General features: G+C 61.0%; 18 protein-coding genes. All 18 read left to right on the top strand.

The window, feature by feature from the left end:
* The first annotated feature begins 384 nt into the window (after positions 1-384).
* Positions 385-810 carry a nucleoside-diphosphate kinase gene (gene ndk, locus ELS24_RS09915; RefSeq protein WP_006218576.1) on the top strand — a complete coding sequence of 142 codons (426 nt, stop codon included), beginning with the start codon at positions 385-387 and terminating at the stop codon, positions 808-810.
* A gap of 44 nt (positions 811-854) precedes the next feature.
* Entirely contained in the window at positions 855-2009 is a 1155-nt protein-coding gene (gene rlmN / locus ELS24_RS09920; protein WP_050446283.1) for a 23S rRNA (adenine(2503)-C(2))-methyltransferase RlmN, read from the top strand.
* The gene (locus ELS24_RS09925; RefSeq protein ID WP_050446284.1) at positions 2006-2500 is read left to right on the top strand and encodes a helix-turn-helix domain-containing protein; all 495 of its coding nucleotides are present in this window, start codon (positions 2006-2008) and stop codon (positions 2498-2500) included. The genes rlmN and ELS24_RS09925 overlap by 4 nt, the downstream gene beginning before the upstream one ends.
* A 13-nt stretch (positions 2501-2513) precedes the next feature.
* Positions 2514-3800, top strand: a complete 1287-nt coding sequence (gene ispG, locus ELS24_RS09930; protein ID WP_050446285.1) for a flavodoxin-dependent (E)-4-hydroxy-3-methylbut-2-enyl-diphosphate synthase — start codon at positions 2514-2516, stop codon at positions 3798-3800.
* A gap of 55 nt (positions 3801-3855) precedes the next feature.
* On the top strand, positions 3856-5142 hold the full coding sequence (gene hisS / locus ELS24_RS09935) for a histidine--tRNA ligase (RefSeq protein ID WP_127183977.1): 1287 nt from the start codon (positions 3856-3858) through the stop codon (positions 5140-5142).
* 3 nt (positions 5143-5145) lie between these two features.
* Positions 5146-5784 carry a YfgM family protein gene (locus tag ELS24_RS09940; protein WP_050446287.1) on the top strand — a complete coding sequence of 213 codons (639 nt, stop codon included), beginning with the start codon at positions 5146-5148 and terminating at the stop codon, positions 5782-5784.
* Between the two features lie 5 nt (positions 5785-5789).
* The gene (bamB, locus tag ELS24_RS09945) at positions 5790-6947 is read left to right on the top strand and encodes an outer membrane protein assembly factor BamB (protein ID WP_127183978.1); all 1158 of its coding nucleotides are present in this window, start codon (positions 5790-5792) and stop codon (positions 6945-6947) included.
* 25 nt (positions 6948-6972) lie between these two features.
* Positions 6973-8325 (top strand): ribosome biogenesis GTPase Der, encoded by a 1353-nt coding sequence (der, locus tag ELS24_RS09950; RefSeq protein WP_050446289.1) that lies wholly within the window; start codon positions 6973-6975, stop codon positions 8323-8325.
* 3 nt (positions 8326-8328) lie between these two features.
* Positions 8329-9402, top strand: coding sequence for a histidinol-phosphate transaminase (hisC, locus tag ELS24_RS09955; RefSeq protein ID WP_127183979.1), 1074 nt, complete (start codon positions 8329-8331; stop codon positions 9400-9402).
* A gap of 157 nt (positions 9403-9559) precedes the next feature.
* Positions 9560-9796 carry an RNA chaperone Hfq gene (gene hfq, locus ELS24_RS09960; protein ID WP_006218585.1) on the top strand — a complete coding sequence of 79 codons (237 nt, stop codon included), beginning with the start codon at positions 9560-9562 and terminating at the stop codon, positions 9794-9796.
* A gap of 84 nt (positions 9797-9880) precedes the next feature.
* Positions 9881-10987 carry a GTPase HflX gene (gene hflX, locus ELS24_RS09965; RefSeq protein ID WP_050446291.1) on the top strand — a complete coding sequence of 369 codons (1107 nt, stop codon included), beginning with the start codon at positions 9881-9883 and terminating at the stop codon, positions 10985-10987.
* Positions 10953-12257, top strand: coding sequence for an FtsH protease activity modulator HflK (gene hflK / locus ELS24_RS09970; protein ID WP_050446292.1), 1305 nt, complete (start codon positions 10953-10955; stop codon positions 12255-12257). Before hflX ends, hflK begins: the two co-directional genes overlap by 35 nt.
* Before the next feature lie 18 nt (positions 12258-12275).
* Entirely contained in the window at positions 12276-13181 is a 906-nt protein-coding gene (hflC, locus tag ELS24_RS09975; RefSeq protein WP_050446293.1) for a protease modulator HflC, read from the top strand.
* Between the two features lie 265 nt (positions 13182-13446).
* Positions 13447-14604, top strand: a complete 1158-nt coding sequence (locus ELS24_RS09980) for an ATP phosphoribosyltransferase regulatory subunit (protein WP_050446294.1) — start codon at positions 13447-13449, stop codon at positions 14602-14604.
* Between the two features lie 76 nt (positions 14605-14680).
* Complete coding sequence (locus ELS24_RS09985) at positions 14681-15976, top strand: adenylosuccinate synthase (protein WP_050446295.1); 1296 nt, start codon at positions 14681-14683, stop codon at positions 15974-15976.
* Positions 15977-16057: 81 nt separating this feature from the next.
* Complete coding sequence (locus ELS24_RS09990) at positions 16058-16600, top strand: phosphoribosyltransferase (RefSeq protein ID WP_050446296.1); 543 nt, start codon at positions 16058-16060, stop codon at positions 16598-16600.
* Positions 16601-16983: 383 nt separating this feature from the next.
* The gene (rpsU, locus tag ELS24_RS09995; RefSeq protein WP_006218592.1) at positions 16984-17196 is read left to right on the top strand and encodes a 30S ribosomal protein S21; all 213 of its coding nucleotides are present in this window, start codon (positions 16984-16986) and stop codon (positions 17194-17196) included.
* 19 nt (positions 17197-17215) lie between these two features.
* On the top strand, positions 17216-19276 hold the full coding sequence (gene dnaG / locus ELS24_RS10000; protein WP_127183981.1) for a DNA primase: 2061 nt from the start codon (positions 17216-17218) through the stop codon (positions 19274-19276).
* The last annotated feature ends 140 nt before the right edge of the window (positions 19277-19416 follow it).

Raw genomic sequence — 19416 nt, forward strand, 5'->3', positions numbered from 1 at the left:
GCGCCCGGCGTAGGGATACGGGCAGCAAACCGCTCATTTTAAGATGTAATGCGGTCTTCTCAGCGTGTTAGAATACCGGGTTACTGTAAACCTTTTAGAAGTCCCTGAATTCATTGAGGATTCCTTCAGAAATGTGCGCTTGAAAGCCCACGTTTCGGTATCCTCGACAAGAATCATGGGCACGTCCGATCGGTGGCCAGTGTCGAATCCCTGCCTTGGCAAGCGGTTCAGGCCGGCCCGGAATGTTCAACGGAATCGTTCAAACACGCCGGACCGCCTGCGCGCCCATCGCGCGATGACACTTCAAGGGTGACACCGACAAGTGCAGAGCCACGCCAGGCAATTCATCAGAAACCAGTCAGAAATCAGCTTTCGGAGTTCCTAATGTCCATCCAACGCACCCTCTCGATCATCAAGCCCGACGCCGTCGCCAAGAACGTCATCGGCCAGATCGTCGGCCGCTTCGAGCAAGCCGGCCTGAAGGTCATCGCTGCCCGCCTGGCGCAACTGTCGCGCGCCGATGCCGAGCGTTTCTACGCCGTGCACAAGGAACGCCCCTTCTTCAAGGACCTGGTCGACTTCATGATCTCGGGCCCGGTGTTCGTGCAAGTGCTGGAAGGTGAAGACGCCATCCAGAAGAACCGCGACCTGATGGGCGCCACGGACCCGAAGAAGGCCGAAGCCGGCACCATCCGCGCCGACTTCGCCGACAGCATCGACGCCAACGCCGTGCACGGCTCGGACGCTCCGGAAACGGCTGCCGTTGAAGTTGCTTTCTTCTTCCCCGAAATCAACATCCACAGCCGTTGATTTTCGCGTAAGCACTGAATTAGTTTTTTAGCGTTACCCAGGTCATGGAATCCGTCGAACGAATCAATCTGCTGGGGCTGGATGGCTCCGCCCTGTCCGAACTTGTCGGGCAGTGGGGCGGCAAGCCGTTTCGCGCCCGTCAGTTGCAGCGCTGGATGCACCAGCGCGGCGCCGATTCGTTCGACGCCATGACCGATCTGGCTCGCGAATTCCGCAGCCAGCTCGCGTCCAACTGCCGCATCGAGGCCTTGCCCGTCAATATCGAGCAGCGCTCGACCGACGGCACCCGCAAGTGGCTGTTCGACGTGGGGCAGGGCAATGCCATCGAAACCGTCTTCATTCCCGAAGATGATCGCGGCACCCTTTGTATTTCCAGCCAAGCCGGCTGCGTGGTCAATTGCCGCTTTTGCTCAACCGGGCATCAGGGCTTTAACCGCAACCTGAAAACCAGCGAAATCATCGGCCAGTTGTGGTGGGCCAAGCGCGTGCTGGAAGCCGATATCGGCACCGCCCGCCTGGCGAACGCCAAGGCTACCGAAGACACGCGCGTCGTCAGCAACGTGGTGATGATGGGCATGGGCGAGCCCCTGCTCAATTACGATCAGGTGCTGCCGGCCCTGCGCCTGATGCTGGACGACAACGCCTACGGCCTGTCGCGCCGCCGTGTCACGGTGTCCACGTCGGGCGTGGTGCCCATGATGGACCGCCTGTCGCAAGACTGTCCGGTGGCGCTGGCAGTGTCGCTGCACGCGCCCAACGATGCGCTGCGCGACGAACTCGTGCCGCTGAACAAGAAGTACCCGCTGAAAGAGTTGCTGGCGGCCTGCGAGCGCTATCTGGCGTTTGCCCCGCGCGACTTCATCACTTTTGAATACTGCATGCTGGACGGCATCAACGATACCGACCAGCACGCCAAGGAACTGATCCAAATTGCACGCCAGTTGCGTTGCAAGCTCAATCTGATTCCGTTCAACCCCTTCCCAGAGTCGGGCCTGAAGCGTTCCAACTCCGCCCGCGTGAAGGTGTTTGCGCAGCGGCTGATGGACGCCGGCATCATCACGACCGTGCGCAAGACCCGGGGCGACGACATCGATGCGGCTTGTGGTCAACTGGCCGGAGAAGTGCGCGACCGCACTCGGATTACCGAGCGCAACGCCGCACAGCGCCAGACCATACCAATTAAACAGGTGCATGCATGACGCAGGATGTTGCTTCTGCAGTTTCTGAAACGCCCGCCGGCGATGCTGGCAATATTGGCTCGGCATTGCGCTCGCTGCGCCAGGCCAAGGGCTGGTCGCTGGACGAGGTTTCCAGCCGCATCAAGTTTTCCCCGAAGCAGATCGAAGCTCTAGAAAACGAAGCGTGGGCTGACTTGCCCACGGGCGTTTCCCTGCGTGGCCTGGTCCGTAACTATGCGCGCCTGCTGGGTGCTGATTCCCAAGCCATCGTCGATTCGCTTGACCCCAAGGCCCGCGTTACCGGCCCTGTCAAGCTGAGTCCGGGCGCGCTGCATTCGGCGCACTCCATTCCCCAGTCCAGCGCTGATGACGACCGTTCGTCGTCCACCTCTTGGGGCTGGTTGATCGCCATTGTCCTGGTGCTGGCCGCCGGCGTGGCATATGCCTTCTGGCAAGGCTGGTTGCCGCAGCATTGGCTGCCGTTCGACTGGCTGCCCAAGCCCACCAAGTAAACCGGTTCCACCGATGCAAGATTCCTCTCTGCCTTGCCACGATGCGCCGCCTCCCTCTGTCGGGGCCGCCATGCGCCGCGCCACCCGCTCCGTAGCGGTGAAGTGGGGCGATCGCGTTGTCATGGTTGGGGGCGACGCCCCGGTCGTGGTGCAGTCCATGACCAACACCGATACCGCCGACCCCATCGCCACGGCGATCCAGGTCAAGGAGCTGGCGCTGGCCGGCTCCGAGCTGGTCCGTATCACCGTCAACACGCCCGAGGCGGCCCGCGAAGTGGTCGCCATCCGCGAACAGCTTGATCGCATGGGCGTGAACGTGCCGTTGGTGGGCGATTTCCACTACAACGGCCACAAACTGCTGACGCAGTTTCCGGAGTGCGCACAGGCGCTGTCCAAGTACCGGATCAACCCCGGCAACATGGGCGGCGGCAAGCGGCGCGACGACAACTTTGCACAGATGATCGAAGTGGCTTGCCGTTACGACAAGCCCGTGCGCATCGGCGTGAACTGGGGCAGCCTGGACCACGAACTGATGGCGCGCAAGATGGACGAAAACAGCCGCCGTGCGCAACCCTGGGAGGCCCAGGCCGTGATGCGCGACGCGCTGGTCGTGTCGGCCATCAGCAATGCGCAGCGCGCCGAGGAATTGGGCTTGCGCCGTGACGCTATCATTCTGTCGTGCAAGGTCAGTCACGTGCAGGATTTGATTGCGGTTTACCGCGACCTGTCGGCCCGCTGCGACTATCCGCTGCACCTGGGCCTGACCGAAGCCGGCATGGGAAGCAAGGGCATCGTGGCGTCCACCGCCGCGCTCGCCGTGCTGTTGCAGCAGGGCATCGGCGACACCATTCGTATTTCGTTGACGCCGGAACCCGGCGGCGACCGAAGCCGCGAAGCCATCGTGGCGCAAGAAATCCTGCAGACCATGGGCCTGCGCGCGTTCACTCCCATGGTGGTCGCCTGCCCCGGTTGCGGCCGCACCAGCAGCACGTTCTTCCAGGAACTTGCCGACAGCATTCAGTCCTACCTGCGTCGCCAGATGCCGGTCTGGAAGGCGCAGTACCCCGGCGTCGAAAGCATGAACGTTGCGGTCATGGGCTGTGTGGTCAATGGGCCGGGCGAAAGCCGCCATGCCGATATCGGTATCAGTCTGCCGGGAACGGGTGAAGTGCCCGCTGCGCCGGTATTCGTGGATGGCGAACGCACGGTCACGCTCAAGGGCGACCATATCGCCGAAGAGTTCCAGGCCATCGTCGAAGACTACGTGGCGCGCCGGTACGGCGTGCTCGCCTCTCATTAAAAGAAAGGGTGTAGCCGCAAGCGCGCCGACAGGTGCGCGATGCGGCATGATCAAGATGACTCAAGCTTTCCAGAAAGTCGCCGCCATACGCGGCATGAATGACGTGTTGCCCGGGCCGAGCGCCCGCTGGGAACAATTCGAGGAAATCGTGCGCGGCTGGCTGCGCGGCTACGGCTATCGCAACGTGCGTACGCCCGTGCTTGAGCATACGCGCCTGTTCACGCGCGGCATCGGCGAAGTGACCGACATCGTCGAAAAAGAAATGTACACGTTCACCGACGCCTTGAACGGTGAGTCGTTGACGATGCGTCCTGAAATGACGGCCGGCATCGTGCGCGCTTCCATTGAGCACAACTTGCTCTATGACCGCCCGCAGCGCGTTTATTCGATCGGCCCGGTTTTTCGCCACGAACGCCCGCAGCGCGGTCGCTACCGCCAGTTCCATCAGATCGACGTCGAAGCGCTGGGCTTTGTCGGCCCTGACGTGGATGCCGAGCTCATCGTCATGCTGGCCCGTTTGTGGAAGCTGCTGGGTTTGAAGGACGTGCGCCTTGAGCTTAATTCGCTGGGCCAGCCCGCTGAGCGCGCCGCGCATCGCGCCGCGCTGATCGAACACCTGGAAAAGCACCGCGACATTCTCGACGAAGACGGCCAGCGCCGCCTGTACACCAATCCGCTGCGCGTGCTGGACACCAAGAATCCGGCCATGCAGGAAATGGCGAACAGCGCGCCGCGCCTGTTTGATTTCCTGGGCGATGAATCCCGTGCGCACTTCGAAGGCGTGTGCCAGCGTCTGACCGAAGCCGGCATCGAATACAGCTTGAACCCGCGACTGGTGCGCGGCCTGGACTACTACAACCTGACCGTGTTCGAGTGGGTCACCGACCGTCTCGGTTCCCAAGGCACCGTGTGCGGCGGCGGCCGCTACGACGGCCTGATCGAACTGCTGGGCGGCAAGCCTGCCCCGGCGGTTGGCTTCGCGATCGGCATGGAACGCCTGCTTGATCTCTGGGAGCAAAGCGTCCAGTTGGACGCGCCCGCGGAATGCGATGTCTATGTCGTGCACCAAGGCGACGCGGCACAGCGCCTGGCTGCCAGCGTCGGCGAAACCTTGCGCGACGCCGGTCTGTCCGTGATCGTGCACGCCGGTTCGGCAGGCTTCAAGTCTCAATTCAAGCGTGCGGATGCCAGCGGCGCTCGCGTTGCGGTTATTCTTGGCGCCGATGAAGTCGCGTCGCAGACGGCCAGCGTCAAATATTTGCGTGCGGACGCGCAGGGCGACAACGCGCAGCAGCAGGTGCCGCTTGCGGACCTGGCCGCGGTACTGAACAACAAGGGTTAAGGCATGGCATACGATCTCGAAGAACAGGAAAAGCTGGACGCCATCAAGGCTTGGTGGGCGCGATACGGCACGCTGGTCGTGACGCTGTTTGCCGTGGTGGCGCTGGCGTGGGGCGGATGGTGGGGCTGGAAGGCTTACGAATCGCATCGCACCAACCAGGCCATGGGCTATTTTGAAGCACTGGAAGATGCTGCCCGCCTGGGCGGCGCGGACTCGTCGGTGCGCATCAAGGCCGCCGCCGCCACGCTGCGCGAACAGTATCCTGCAACGGGCTATGCCGCGCGCGGCGCCCTGGTTGCGGCGCAGGCGCTGCAAGCCCAGAAGGACGATGCCGGTGCGCGTGAACAGTTGGAATGGCTGGCTGCGCAAGGCAAGAACCCTGCCATGCAAGCCGTCGCGCGTCTGCGCCTGGCCGGCATGCTGCTGGATCAAAAGCAGTTCGACGCCGCGTTGGCGCAGTTGAACAACCCGCCAGCGGCCTTTGCCGCCTTGTTTGCGGATCGCCGTGGCGATGTCCTTGCCGCTCAAGGTAAGCGCGATGAGGCGCGTGCGGCATGGCAAAGCGCCATTGATGGCCTGGGTACGGCGAATCCGTTGACCCAAGCCGTGCAACTGAAATTGGATGCCCTGAGCGGAGCGTGACTGTAATGCGTAAATTTGCACCTGGTCGTACATGGCGTGGCGTCGTTTGCCTGGCGAGCTTGCTTGCCTTGAGCGGCTGCGGCCTGTTTTCCCATGATGACGGCCGTTACGATCCCGCGCCGTTGACCGAGTACAAGGCCGGCATGTCGGTGCGTCAGATCTGGTCCACGTCGATCGGCAGCGGATCCGGCCTGGGCTTCGCGCCCACCGTGCTGGGGTCCGCCGTTTACGCCGCCACGCCGGATGGTTCGGTCGGCAAATTCGACCTGCAAAGCGGCCGCGCTTTGTGGAAGGCCAAGACCGAATCCAAGCTGTCGGCCGGTGCCGGCAGCGACGGCACCACTACCGCTGTTGCCTCGCCTGACGGCGAAGTCATCGCCTTCGACGACAACGGCAAGGTCAAGTGGAAGGTCCGCGCCACCAGCGACGTCACCGTACCGCCCGTGGTGGGCTACGGCATCGTCGTCGTCCGTAGCGGTGACTACCGCATCCAGGCGTTTGATGCCAATAGCGGCGAACGTGTCTGGAGCGTGCAGCGTCCTGGCCCCTCGTTGGCCTTGCGCAGTGTGTCGCAGATGGTTCTGGCCGAAGGCCTGGTCATCTCGGGCCTGCCCGGCGGCAAGTTGATGGCGATTGCGTCGAATAGCGGCAACGTGCAATGGGAAGGCACCGTGGCCACGCCGCGCGGCGCCAGCGACCTTGAACGCCTGACCGACGTCGTCGGCACACCGCGTATCGCGGGCAATCTGCTTTGCGCAGTGGCCTATCAAGGGCGTATCGTCTGCTTTGACGTTACGGCTGGTGGCCGTCCGCTGTGGGCCAAGGACTTTTCCAGCGTCAGCGGTATGACGCTGGATGACCGCTTTGCCTATTCGGCGGATCAAAATAGCGTCATCAGTGCGTTTGCGCTGGATAATGGCGGCAACGTGTGGAAGCAGGCGGCCCTGAAGAACCGCCAACTGACGGCGCCCGCGCTGTTGGGTGGCGCGCTTGCAGTGGGCGACCTGGACGGCTATCTGCACTTCCTGTCGCGTAGTGATGGCAGCCTGATGGCTCGGCTGTCCGTGGGTGGAGGCGCCGTCGTTTCGCCGCCGCAAACCACCCCCCAAGGTGTGCTGGTCCAGACGGGCAATGGCAATCTCGTCCTGATCGGCGCCAACTAAAACTTATAGAACAAAGCCTTACACCGTGTCTTTCAAGCCTGTCGTTGCCCTGGTCGGTCGCCCCAATGTGGGGAAGTCGACCCTTTTCAATCGCCTGACGCGATCTCGCGCCGCGTTGGTGGCCGATTTTTCCGGCCTGACCCGCGATCGCCATTATGGCGAGGGCAGGGTAGGCGAGATCCCGTTCATCGCGATCGATACCGGCGGTTTCGAACCGGTCGCCAAGGACGGTATCTTGCTGGAGATGGCGCGCCAGACCCGGCAGGCCATTGCCGAAGCTGACGTCGTGGTATTTCTCGTCGACGCGCGCGCCGGCTTGAATGCTCACGACCACGAGATCGCCCAACTGCTGCGCAAGTCTGGTCAGCAGCGCGTTCTGCTGGCGGTGAATAAGGCGGAAGGCATGGGCTTGGGCCCCGCCATTTCCGAATTCCACGAACTTGGCCTGGGCCAGCCCTATCCGATTTCGGCGGCGCACGGCGACGGCATCGTCGACCTGATCGAGCTCGCGCTGAAGGATCTGGCCGAGCCGCCAGCGGAAGACGAGCCGTTCGAAGACGGCGAGCATGATCATCGCATCAAGCTTGCCATCGTTGGCCGTCCCAACGTGGGCAAGTCGACGCTCATCAATACGCTGATGGGCGAAGAGCGCGTGATTGCGTTCGACCTGCCCGGCACGACGCGCGACGCCATCGAGATTGATTTCGACCGCGATGGCCGCCGCTACACGCTGATCGACACCGCCGGCCTGCGCAAGCGTGGCAAGGTGTTCGAAGCGGTCGAGAAGTTCTCCGTCATCAAGACGCTGCAGGCCATCGAGGCCAGCAACGTCGTGCTGCTGATGCTGGACGCGCACACCGAGATTTCCGAGCAGGATGCGCACATTGCGGGCTTTGTGCTGGAAACAGGCCGTGCCGTAGTGGTTGCCATCAATAAGTGGGACGGCCTGGACGGCGAGGAAAAGGAACGCATCGAACGCGAGTTCCAGCGCAAGCTGCGCTTCCTGTCGTTCGCGCGCATGCACACGATTTCGGCGTTGCGCGGGCAGGGCATCAAGCCGCTGCTGAAGTCCATCAACGCTGCGCATGCCGCAGCGTTCGCCAAGCTGTCCACCCCGAAGCTGACGCGCGAATTGCAGGCCGCCATCGAGCAGCAGCAGCCTCCGCGCAAGGGAATCTTCCGCCCCAAGATGCGTTACGCGCACCAAGGTGGTCAGAACCCGCCGTTGGTCGTCATTCACGGCAACGCGCTGGATGCCATTCCCGATTCGTATCGCCGCTATCTGGAAACGCGTTTCCGCAACGCGTTCGATCTGGCTGGCACGCCGCTGCGCATCGAATTCAAGTCGTCGCACAACCCTTACGCGCAGGAAAGCTGATCCATGAGCCGTTTCTGGAGTCCCGTGGTCGGGACGCTCAGTCCGTATGTTCCGGGCGAGCAGCCCAAGCTTCAGAATCTGGTCAAGCTGAACACCAACGAGCATCCTTACGGGCCTTCGCCCAAGGTGCTCGAGGCCATCCGCGCGGCTACTGACGACACGCTAAAGCTTTATCCGGACCCTTCATCCGACCAGCTACGCCAAACCATTGCGGCCACCGTTGGCGTGCAGGCGAGCCAGGTCTTTGTCGGCAACGGTTCCGACGAGGTGCTTGCGCACGCTTTTCTTGCGCTGCTCAAGCACGACAAGCCGCTGCGTTTTCCGGATATCACCTACAGCTTTTATCCCGTCTATTGCGGGCTGTACGGCATCCAGTACGAAACGGTGCCATTGGCGGCGGACTTTTCCATCAATGTTGATGACTACCTGCCGGGGGCGAACGGGCAGTCAGGCGCCATCATCTTCCCGAATCCCAATGCGCCCACCGGCCGAGCCCTGAGCCTGGCTGACATCGAGCGCATTGTGGCAGCCAACCCCGATGCTGTCGTCGTGGTGGACGAAGCCTATGTGGACTTTGGCGGCGAATCCGCGGTGCCGCTGGTGGCTCGTTACGACAACCTGCTGGTGGTGCAGACGCTGTCCAAGTCGCGTTCGCTGGCTGGCCTGCGTGTGGGCTTCGCGGTGGGTAGCGCCGAGCTTATCGATGGGCTTGAGCGCGTAAAGAACAGTTTCAACTCCTACCCCATTGATCGCCTGGCGTCGGCCGGAGCAGTGGCGGCATTGGAGGATACAGAGTACTTTGAACGGACTCGCCAAGCCGTGATCGAAACCCGGTCGCGGATGACGGCGGGCCTGAACGCGTTGGGCTTTGAAGTGTTGCCGTCGGCTGCGAATTTCGTCTTCGCGCGGCATCCCTCGCAAGACGCTGCGGGCCTGGCCGCCGCCCTGCGCGAGCGCAGCATCATCGTGCGCCATTTCCGCCATGCGCGCATCGATCAGTTTCTTCGCATTACCGTCGGCACCAACGAGCAGGTAAACCTGCTTCTGAAAGCGCTTGCGGAGGTGCTGCATGCGTGATTTTCAGAGCCTTCTCAGCTTGAAATCTCTGGTGTCACTTTGCTTCCTGGCCAAGTAGCACGGGCCGGGAAAACCCTGTAGAGTACATGCTTCGATGTGCTCCACCAGTACAAGAAAGCACGTCATCATTCAATAACAAACAAATGGAGCCTGGCCAATGAGCAATAAAGGGCAAACTCTGCAAGATCCGTTCCTGAACACGTTGCGCAAGGATCATGTGCCCGTGTCGATCTACTTGGTGAACGGTATCAAGCTTCAAGGGCAAATCGAATCTTTTGATCAGTACGTGGTGTTGCTGCGCAATACGGTCACGCAAATGGTTTACAAGCATGCCATTTCCACCGTTGTTCCCGCGCGCGCCGTAAATTTCCAGGTGGAAGTCCCTGCTGAATAGTCTCGCTCCAGCTTTACCTTTTTTTGCCCGCCAGACGGTTGACGTCGGCGGGCATTTTCGCTTTGGCTCCAATATGGTGCATGTATGCGCGCTTTGATTATCAGCGTTGACCTGGGTGACCCGGACTTCGCTGCCCACGCCGAGGAATTCGCCATGCTGGCCAAGGGTGCTGGCGCGGAAGTCGTCGGCACGCTGACCGCTCGGCGCGACCGGCCCGACGCCAAGTTCTTCATCGGTTCCGGCAAGGCCGATGAAGCGGTCGGCATGGCGCAAGCCCTGTTGGCCGACATCGTTCTGTTTGACCAACCGTTGTCGCCCGCCCAGCAACGCAACCTTGAACGCGCTTTCAATCTGCGCGTGGTGGACCGCGTTGCCCTCATTCTGGATATTTTCGCGCTACGTGCCAAAAGCCATGAGGGCAAATTGCAGGTCGAGCTGGCACAGTTGCAGCATTTGGCCACGCGCCTGACGCGCATGTGGAGTCACTTGGAGCGTCAGCGCGGCGGTATCGGGATGCGCGGCCCGGGTGAGTCGCAGCTTGAGATGGACCGCCGCATGATCGGTGCCAAGGTCAAGACGCTGCGCGAGCGCCTGGACCGGGTTGAACGCCAGCGTGTGACCCAGCGACGAGCGCGGGCGCGCGGCGGTGCTTTGTCGGTGTCTCTGGTGGGTTACACCAACGCCGGGAAGTCCACGCTGTTCAATGCGCTGACGCGTGCGGACAGCTACGCTGCCGACCAGCTTTTTGCGACACTCGATACGACCACCCGCCGTATCTGGATCGAAGGCGCCGGCTCCGTCGTGGTGTCGGACACCGTAGGGTTCATACGCGATCTGCCGCACGGCCTGATCGCGGCGTTTCGCGCAACACTGGAAGAAACGGTGCACGCCGATCTACTGCTGCATGTGGTGGATGCCGCCAGTCCACAGCGCGATGAGCAGATTTTTGAAGTGAACAAGGTACTTGCTGAAATCGGCGCCTCCGCCATCCCGACCATTCTGGTATACAACAAGATTGACCGGGCTGGACTCGAACCCCGGGTGGAGCGCGATGCACATGGTACGATTGCGCGAGTATTTGTAAGCGCTACCGAGCGCGCCGGTTTGGATGCGTTGCGCGGGGCAATTGCGGAGACCGGACAGATTGTGGGAAACAATGCCGCGAATTATCAAACTCTTCAATCTGAATGACCCCGGTTGGGGTCGTGGGAACAACAATGGCTCCGAGCCGCCGCCGAAGCGGCCTCAAGGCAGTGGAGACGGCCCACCTGACCTGGACGAAGTCTGGCGCGATTTCAACAATCGCATCGGCTCGCTGTTCGGTCGCAAGGGCGGTGGCGGTGGTAATAACCGCCCCAACAATCGAGGCGGCATGACGCCGCCTTCGCCGCGTGGCGCGCGCATCGGCCTGGGCGTTATCGCCTTGGTTGCGGCGGGCATCTGGCTGGCCAGTGGCTTCTACATCGTGCAAGAAGGCCAGGTCGCGGTTGTGACCCAGTTCGGCAAATACAAGAGCACGTCGCAAGCCGGTTTCCAGTGGCGTCTGCCGTATCCCATTCAAAGCCACGAAATCGTCAACGTGTCGCAATTGCGCACGTTCGAAGTCGGTTTCCGTGGCGGTTCGCGCAACAAGGTCCTGCCTGAAGCGCTGATGCTGACGACGGACGAGAACATCGTCGACATGCAGTTCGTCGTGCAATACCGTCTGCGTGCCGATGGCGCGCCTGACTATCTGTTCGAAACGCGCGACCCGGACGAATCCGTCCGCCAAGCCTCTGAAACGGCTATGCGCGAAGTCGTGGGCAAACAGACGATGGACTTCGTTCTGTACGAAGGCCGTACCCAGGTGGCCACGCAAGTACAGGAATTGATGCAACAGATCCTGGATCGCTACCAAAGTGGCGTGCAGGTCAGCACCGTGGCCATCCAGAACGTGCAGCCGCCCGAGCAGGTTCAAGCCGCCTTCGACGACGCCGTCAAGGCCGGTCAAGACCGCGAGCGTCAAATCAACGAAGGTCAGGCCTATGCCAACCAGGTTGTGCCGCTGGCCAGTGGCCAGGCGTCGCGCATGACTGAACAGGCTGAAGGCTACAAGGCCAAGGTTGTTGGCGATGCGCAGGGTAATACGTCCCGCTTCACCAGCATTCTGGGTGAATACGAAAAGGCCCCGCTGGTCATGCGCCAGCGCATGTACCTGGAAAGCATGCAGGACATCTTCACACGCGCCACCAAGGTCATGGTCGACACTAAGAGCAACAACAACATGTTGTATTTGCCCTTGGACAAGATCATGAATCTGGCCGCTCAAGACGGTGGCAAGTCCGCCGTCGGCAACCCGGGTTCGCCCGCGTTGATCAGTCCGCCGGTTCAACCGCCGTTGCGTAGCAACGTGGTCCCGGTGCCCCAATCTTCCGGCAGCAGCAATAGCAACACGCTGCCTCGCGACCGCATGTCGCGCTAACCCGGAGGAATTCTGATCATGCAACGTCTCATGCCCATCCTGGTCGGCCTGCTTATCGTGCTGGCTGCCCTGTCGTCCTCAGTCTTCGTCGTGCGCGAGCGCGACTACGCCCTGGTGTTCTCGCTGGGTGAAGTGCGCAAGACCATCAATGAACCTGGCCTGTATTTCAAGGCTCCGCCCCCGTTTCAGAATGTCGTGACGCTGGACAAGCGCATTCTGACTATCGAAACCAACGAAGCCGAACGCATCCAGACTTCTGAAAAGAAGAACCTGCTGATCGATTCCTACGTCAAATGGCGTATTGCGGACCCCCGCCAATACTACGTTTCGACGGGCGGCAACGAGCGCGTCGCGCAAGAGCGCCTGCAAGCGCTGATCCGCGATGCCTTGAATGCTTCGGTGAACGTGCGCACGGTGCGCGATGTGGTCTCGACCGAACGCGACAAGATCATGGCCGAGATCCTTGCCAACGTGGCCAAGCGCGCCGAGCCCTTGGGCGTGCAGATCGTCGACGTGCGCTTGCGCCGCATTGAGTTCGCGCCGGAAATTTCGGAATCGGTCTACCGCCGCATGGAAGCGGAGCGTACGCGCGTCGCCAACGAGCTGCGTTCCATCGGTGCCGCCGAAGGCGAAAAGATCCGCGCCGAAGCGGATCGTACGCGCGAAGAGGTCGTGGCCGAGGCTTATGCCAAGGCGCAGGGCATCATGGGTGAAGGCGACGCCGCCGCCGCCGCGATCTATGCGCAGGCCTATGGCAAGAACCCGCAGTTCTACACGTACTACAAGAGCCTGGAAGCCTACCGCGCATCGTTCTCGAAGCCGGGCGACGTGCTGGTGGTTGACCCCAGCTCCAGTTTCTTCCAGTTCATGAAAGACCCCGCCGGCGAAGCATTGGCGCCGGTGACCGTGCCCCCAGCCAAGTAAGTTGGCGACGCGCCTCGGTGCTGAAAGCCCCTTGGGTATCCAAGGGGCTTTTTCTTGATTCCTGGCTATGGCGAAGGGCACCTAGAGGTATTAGAGGGACGGTTTGTGGGCCCCTGATCCCGGCTGGCGCTGTTCGCTGACTCATGTACAATACCGCGTAAGCTAGAAAACATTCCGCAGCGGCTGAGCGGGCTTACGCCCCCTCAGCCGCTTTTTCGTTTGGGCGACGCCCACGCATCACTTGGCGTTATTCAGGTAAACATTCATGGGTAACTGGTTGCTGCCCGAGAGCCTTGCCGACGTACTTCCGGCAGAGGCCCGGCGCATCGAGGAATTGCGCCGCGAACTTCTCGATCTGTATCGTACATACGGCTTCGAGCTCGTCGCGCCGCCCCTGGTCGAATACATCGATTCATTGCTGTCGGGCACCGGTAGCGATCTGAATCTGCGCACTTGCAAGCTGGTTGATCAGCTGACGGGGCGCACTCTGGGTGTACGGGCCGACATGACTCCTCAGGTCACGCGCATTGACGCGCACTTGTTGAATCGCGCTGGCGTGACCCGCCTGTGCTATTGCGGCAACGTGCTGCACGCGCGTCCGGCTGATCTGCTGTCCAGCCGCGAGCTGTTGCAGATCGGCGCCGAGATCTACGGTCATGCGGGTTTTGAAGCCGATCTGGAAATCATCCAGCTTGTGCTGGAAACCGTGGCGATTGCCGGGGTGCGCAACCCCCGTCTGGACTTGTGCCATCCGGGTGTGGTTCGCGCCATTGTCGAGTCGGACCCGGCGGCGGTAGAGTTGGCGGAAGACGTAATCCGCCTGCTGCGCGAGAAAGACGTGCCTGGTTTGAGTGAGTTGGCTGCGCGTGCGCCGGGCATGCGGGAAGAGACGCTAAAAGCGTTGACCCTGCTGCCGAATTTGTACGGCGGCCCGGAAGTGCTGAAGAACGCGCGCCGGGAATTGCCGTTGCTGCCCGGTGTGGCAAGCGCACTGGACGCGCTGCAAGCACTGGTGGACGCGATGCCGAATGTCGCTTTTGGCGTCGATCTGGCCGACGTGGGTGGTTATGGTTACCACTCCGGCGTGAAGTTCGCGCTGTACGCGGAAGGCTGGCACGACGCACTGGTCAGCGGCGGCCGCTACGATGACGTCAGCCGTGCATTCGGCCGGGCTCGTCCGGCTACCGGTTTTAGTCTTGATTTACGCAAACTGGCGGCGGGTTTGCCGCCAGCGGAACGGGCGCGTGCGGTTCGTGCGCCCTGGGGGCAGGCCCCCGCCTTGACCGAGGCGGTGCGCCGTCTGCGCCGGTCAGGGGAAATTGTCGTTCAGGTATTGCCCGGTCACGAGCAGGATCAGGACGAATTCGTTTGCGATCGCGAGCTGGCGCTGCAAGATGGCGCCTGGACGGTCAGAACGCTGTGACTAACTCCCTCTTGGAAACGAGAGGGCCGCGGGGAGATTTCCGGATTTCCCGAGAAACTCGATATTGATTCGTAACATGAGCAAGAACGTAGTCGTAATCGGCACCCAATGGGGTGACGAGGGCAAAGGCAAGATCGTCGATTGGTTGGCGGAATCCGTCCAGGGCGTGGTCCGCTTTCAGGGTGGTCACAATGCCGGCCATACGCTGTGGATCAACGGCAAGAAGACGATTTTGCGCCTGATCCCGTCGGGCATCATGCATCCTGGTGTCACCTGCTTCATCGGCAATGGTGTCGTGCTATCCCCGGAAGCCCTGCTCAAGGAAATCGAAGAGCTGGAAGCCGCCGGTCTGGATGTGCGCTCGCGCCTGCAGATCTCTGAAATCTGCCCGCTGATCCTGCCCTATCACGTGGCCATCGACAAGGCGCGCGAGGCGCGCAAGGGCGAAGGCAAGATTGGCACGACCGGTCGCGGCATCGGCCCGGCTTACGAAGACAAGGTTGCTCGCCGCGCTTTGCGCGTGCAGGATTTGTTCAACCCATCTCTGTTTGACGAGAAGCTGGCCGAAGTGCTGGATTACCACAACTTCGTGCTGACCAAGTACCTGGGTGCCGAAGCGGTTTCCGCCAACGAGGTGCGCGATCAGGCCATGGCGCTGGCTCCGGCCATCGCCCCGATGGTCAAGGATGTGTCCAGCAATCTGTACGCAATGCAGCAGGAAGGCAAGCGCATCCTGTTTGAAGGCGCGCAGGGCGCGTTGCTTGACGTCGACCACGGTACGTACCCGTTCGTCACCAGCAGCAATTGCGTGGCTGGCGCCGCGTCCGCAGGTGCTGGCGTCGGCCCGCAGCAGTTGGATTACGTCTTGGGTATCACCAAGGCGTACACCACCCGCGTGGGTTCTGGCCCGTTCCCCACGGAATTGGTCGATGAGATCGGCACCCGCCTGGCCACCATCGGCAAGGAATTTGGTTCGGTCACGGGGCGTCCGCGTCGTTGTGGCTGGTTTGATGGCGCCGCGCTGAAGCGTTCGGTTCGTCTGAATGGAATTTCCGGCCTGTGTATCACCAAGCTGGACGTGCTTGATGGTCTGGAAACGATTCAACTTGGCGTGGGCTATCGGGTGAACGGCGAATTCCGCGACGTGCTGCCTTATGGCGCGCACGCTGTTGCGCAAGCGCAACCGGTTCTGGAAGAACTGCCGGGTTGGTCGGAATCGACTGTCGGCATCACCGAGTACGACAAGCTGCCCGCGGCGGCCCGTCGTTACCTGGAACGTGTTGCGGAAGTCTGCGGTGTGCCGATCGACCTGGTGTCGACGGGACCTGACCGCAATGAAACCATTGTCCTGCGTCATCCCCTGAAGGGCTGATCGGGTTATTATTCCAAAGGCCGCCGCCGGTCTCATACCGGCGGCGGCCTTTTCGTATCTTTAAGCAGGAGATGCTTACCTATGAGCACGCCGACCAATGATGAAAGCCATCTGTGGGTGACGTGGGACGATTACAACCGGTTGATCGAGCGCCTGACCTTGCAGGTGCATCAGTCGGGATGGAAGTTCGACAAGATTTTGTGTCTGGCGCGCGGCGGCATGCGCGTCGGCGATGTTATGTCCCGTATTTTTGACGTGCCGCTTGGCATTCTTGCTACCAGCAGCTATCGCGAAGCCGCCGGCACGAAGCAGGGCGATATGGATATCGCCCAGTTCATCACCATTACGCGCGGCACGCTGTCCGGCCGGGTGTTGCTGGTGGACGACATGGTTGATACGGGGAAAACCTTCAGCAAGGTCTATGACCATCTGAAAAGCCAATTCGCGGATATTACGGAGCTGCGCAGTGCCGTGCTGTGGTGGAAGGGGCATTCCCAAGCCACGCCTGACTATTACGTAGAAAAGCTGCCGACGAACCCCTGGATTCACCAGCCGTTCGAAGATTACGACAGCCTGCGTCCGCATCAGCTGGAAGCCTGGATCCGCAAGGGTCACACGAGCTGATCTGTAGTAAGGATCGGAATGTGGGGGGAGGTGTATGCGCCTGGTGTCCCCCTAGTAGTCAAAGCTGCGCTGACCATGCTAGAATCGCTGGTTATCGCTAAACCGAACTTGGCTTGTTACTCTTTGGGTAGTCTTTGGGTAACGGAAACAGCCAGCGGAAATCCGAGAAAAACGTAAAAACGGCAAGAAGTGGGTCGTGCATCTGGTACTGCTGAAGCAGCGCTGCATGTTTTCCTGCTACGTCATTTTTCAAGAGCTCGGGTTGCGCTTTCAAAGGTTCCACGTTCCGCGGTTATCGCGGACCTGGACCCGCGCAGCGTTGCTGGTAAGCAAGCCAGGTTTGTCATCAACTTTTGTTACCCTACAAGCAGGCCAATCACTTTATGCCTATCGTTCGACTGAAGGAAAACGAACCGTTTGAAGCCGCTCTGCGCCGCTTCAAGCGCACCATCGAAAAGACCGGTTTGCTCACCGAGCTGCGTTCGCGCGAGTTCTATGAGAAGCCCACGGCTGAGCGCAAGCGCAAGCATGCCGCCGCCGTGAAGCGCCACTACAAGCGCATCCGTAGCCAACAACTGCCCCCGCGCCTGTATTGATTTTTGATTCCCGAATCTATTGATTCCAGAATCATTCATCCAGGATCTACTCGCCCGAGTCGACGTCGTCGACGTAGTCGGGCGATATGTGCAGTTGCGAAAGGGTGGGGCCAACTTGCTTGGCCTGTGTCCCTTTCATAACGAAAAAAGTCCGTCATTCACTGTCAGCCCCACCAAGCAGTTTTATCACTGCTTCGGCTGTGGAGCACACGGCAGCGCCATCACTTTCCTGATGGAACATACGGGTACCAGTTTCCCCGAAGCCGTGCGCACGCTCGCGGCTTCGGCGGGAATGACGGTTCCCGAAGAAAATCGCAGTCCACGCCAACAGCAGGAATCCGCGCGCCGCAAGGCCGAGGAATCCCGCCATACACAGGTGCTGGATGCCGCCCAGGCGCATTATCTGAAACAGTTGCGAGCATCGCCCGCTGCGATCCGCTACCTGAAACAGCGCGGCCTGACCGGCGAAATCGCGGCGCATTTCGGCTTGGGGTGGTCAGGCACGGATCGCCACGGCTTGTCGCAGGTTTTTCCCAATTACGAAGATCCCACGCTGGTGGAGTCAGGACTTGTCATCGAATCCGAAGACGGCCGTCGCTATGACCGCTTTCGCGAGCGCGTCATGTTTCCGATCCGCAATGCGCGGGGTAGTCTCATCGGATTTGGCGGGCGCATCATCGGTAAGGGCGAGCCCAAATACCTGAATTCCCCCGAGACGCCGCTGTTCTCCAAGGGACACGAGCTTTATGGTCTGTGGGAAGCGCGCCAAGCCATTCGGCAGGAAGGTCTGGTGATCGTGGTTGAAGGGTACATGGACGTGGTGGGCTTGGCGCAGCAGGGCATCGCCAACGCGGTCGCCACGCTGGGTACGGCGACCACACCGGACCACGTAAAAAAGCTGTTGCGCGCAAGCGATAAGGTCATTTTCAGTTTCGACGGGGATGGAGCGGGTCGCCGGGCTGCCTGGCGGGCATTGCAGGCTTGTCTGCCTGTGCTACGCGACGATATCGCGATACGCTTTTTGTTTTTGCCGTCGGAACACGATCCCGATTCTTACGTCCGCGAATTGGGCGCCGAAGCGTTTCGAGCCTGCTTGGGCGATGCGGTGGCGCTTTCGCGTTTCCTGTTGGATGAGTTGGCCTCGCGCCATAACATGTCCGAAGCGGAAGGGCGCGCCAGTTGCCTGCACGAAGCCAAGCCTTTGCTGGCGACGATTCCCGAGTGCGCGTTGCGCGTTCAAATCGAACGCGAAATGGCCAAGCTGGTGCAACTGACGCCCGAGGAAATGGCACAGATTCTGGCCCAGCAGCCCGCCAAGCCTTTTGCGCCGGCCGGGTCCAAGCATCCTTCTGGCGAAGAGGGCGGCGCAGCAGGAGTTTCTGGCTCGGATCATGATGGCGGGCACTCGGATATGGGTTACGACTTTGCCGGGCATGATTTTCAGGACATTCCCGCCGACGAGCCTGACTATGCCGAATACGGACATATTCCGTTGCAAGGCGCTGAAATGCTTGGCGCTAGCGGCCAAAGGGCGGCTGGAAAACCCGAATGGAAGAGCAAAGGCGACTGGAAGGGCAAGAGCGACTGGAAGGGCGGGAAGGGCAACTGGAAGGGGCGCCGGGACAATGATGTCGGTGGTTTCGAAGGGCGCCGCACGATGCCGTCGCTGGCCAAGCGTTTGCTGGGTCTTTTGCTGGCCCACCCCGAATTAGTGGACTCCATGGGCGATCAGCAGCTTGAAGTCATCGACCATGGCCCCCATCTAGGTTTGGTAAGAGACCTGATCATGCTGGCCCAATCCAGCGGTGCGCGCCATGTGGGTGCCCTGCTGGAGGCCGCCGAGCCAGATTCGGACTTGGCGACCGTCTTGAAGGGGCTGCGCGCGGACATCTTGTCGCAGGAAGATCTGCCCGACCCGCAAACCGAATGGGATGACGCATTGCGGCGTATTGAATTCGATTCAGCCAAGCTCGAAATGGCCAAGCTGGCATCCACCGGGCTGGCCACGGAAGAAGCGCGCAAGCGCTACCTGGAGCTCTCGGGCAGAATGGCCGTGCTGAAAAATGCCGGGATACGTTAAATGCGCTAAAATCAAAGGTTGTCCGTTGGCAGTTGCCGTCGGCTCGTTTGCAATTGAACTCAGTTGAACTGAAGCTGAATTGTTGGACTGCGTTGAAAGTCCCGACGAGCACGAACTCGGCAAATCCGACGGAATCAAAT

The organism is Achromobacter spanius (genome assembly GCF_003994415.1).
Lineage (GTDB): Bacteria > Pseudomonadota > Gammaproteobacteria > Burkholderiales > Burkholderiaceae_B > Achromobacter > Achromobacter spanius_C.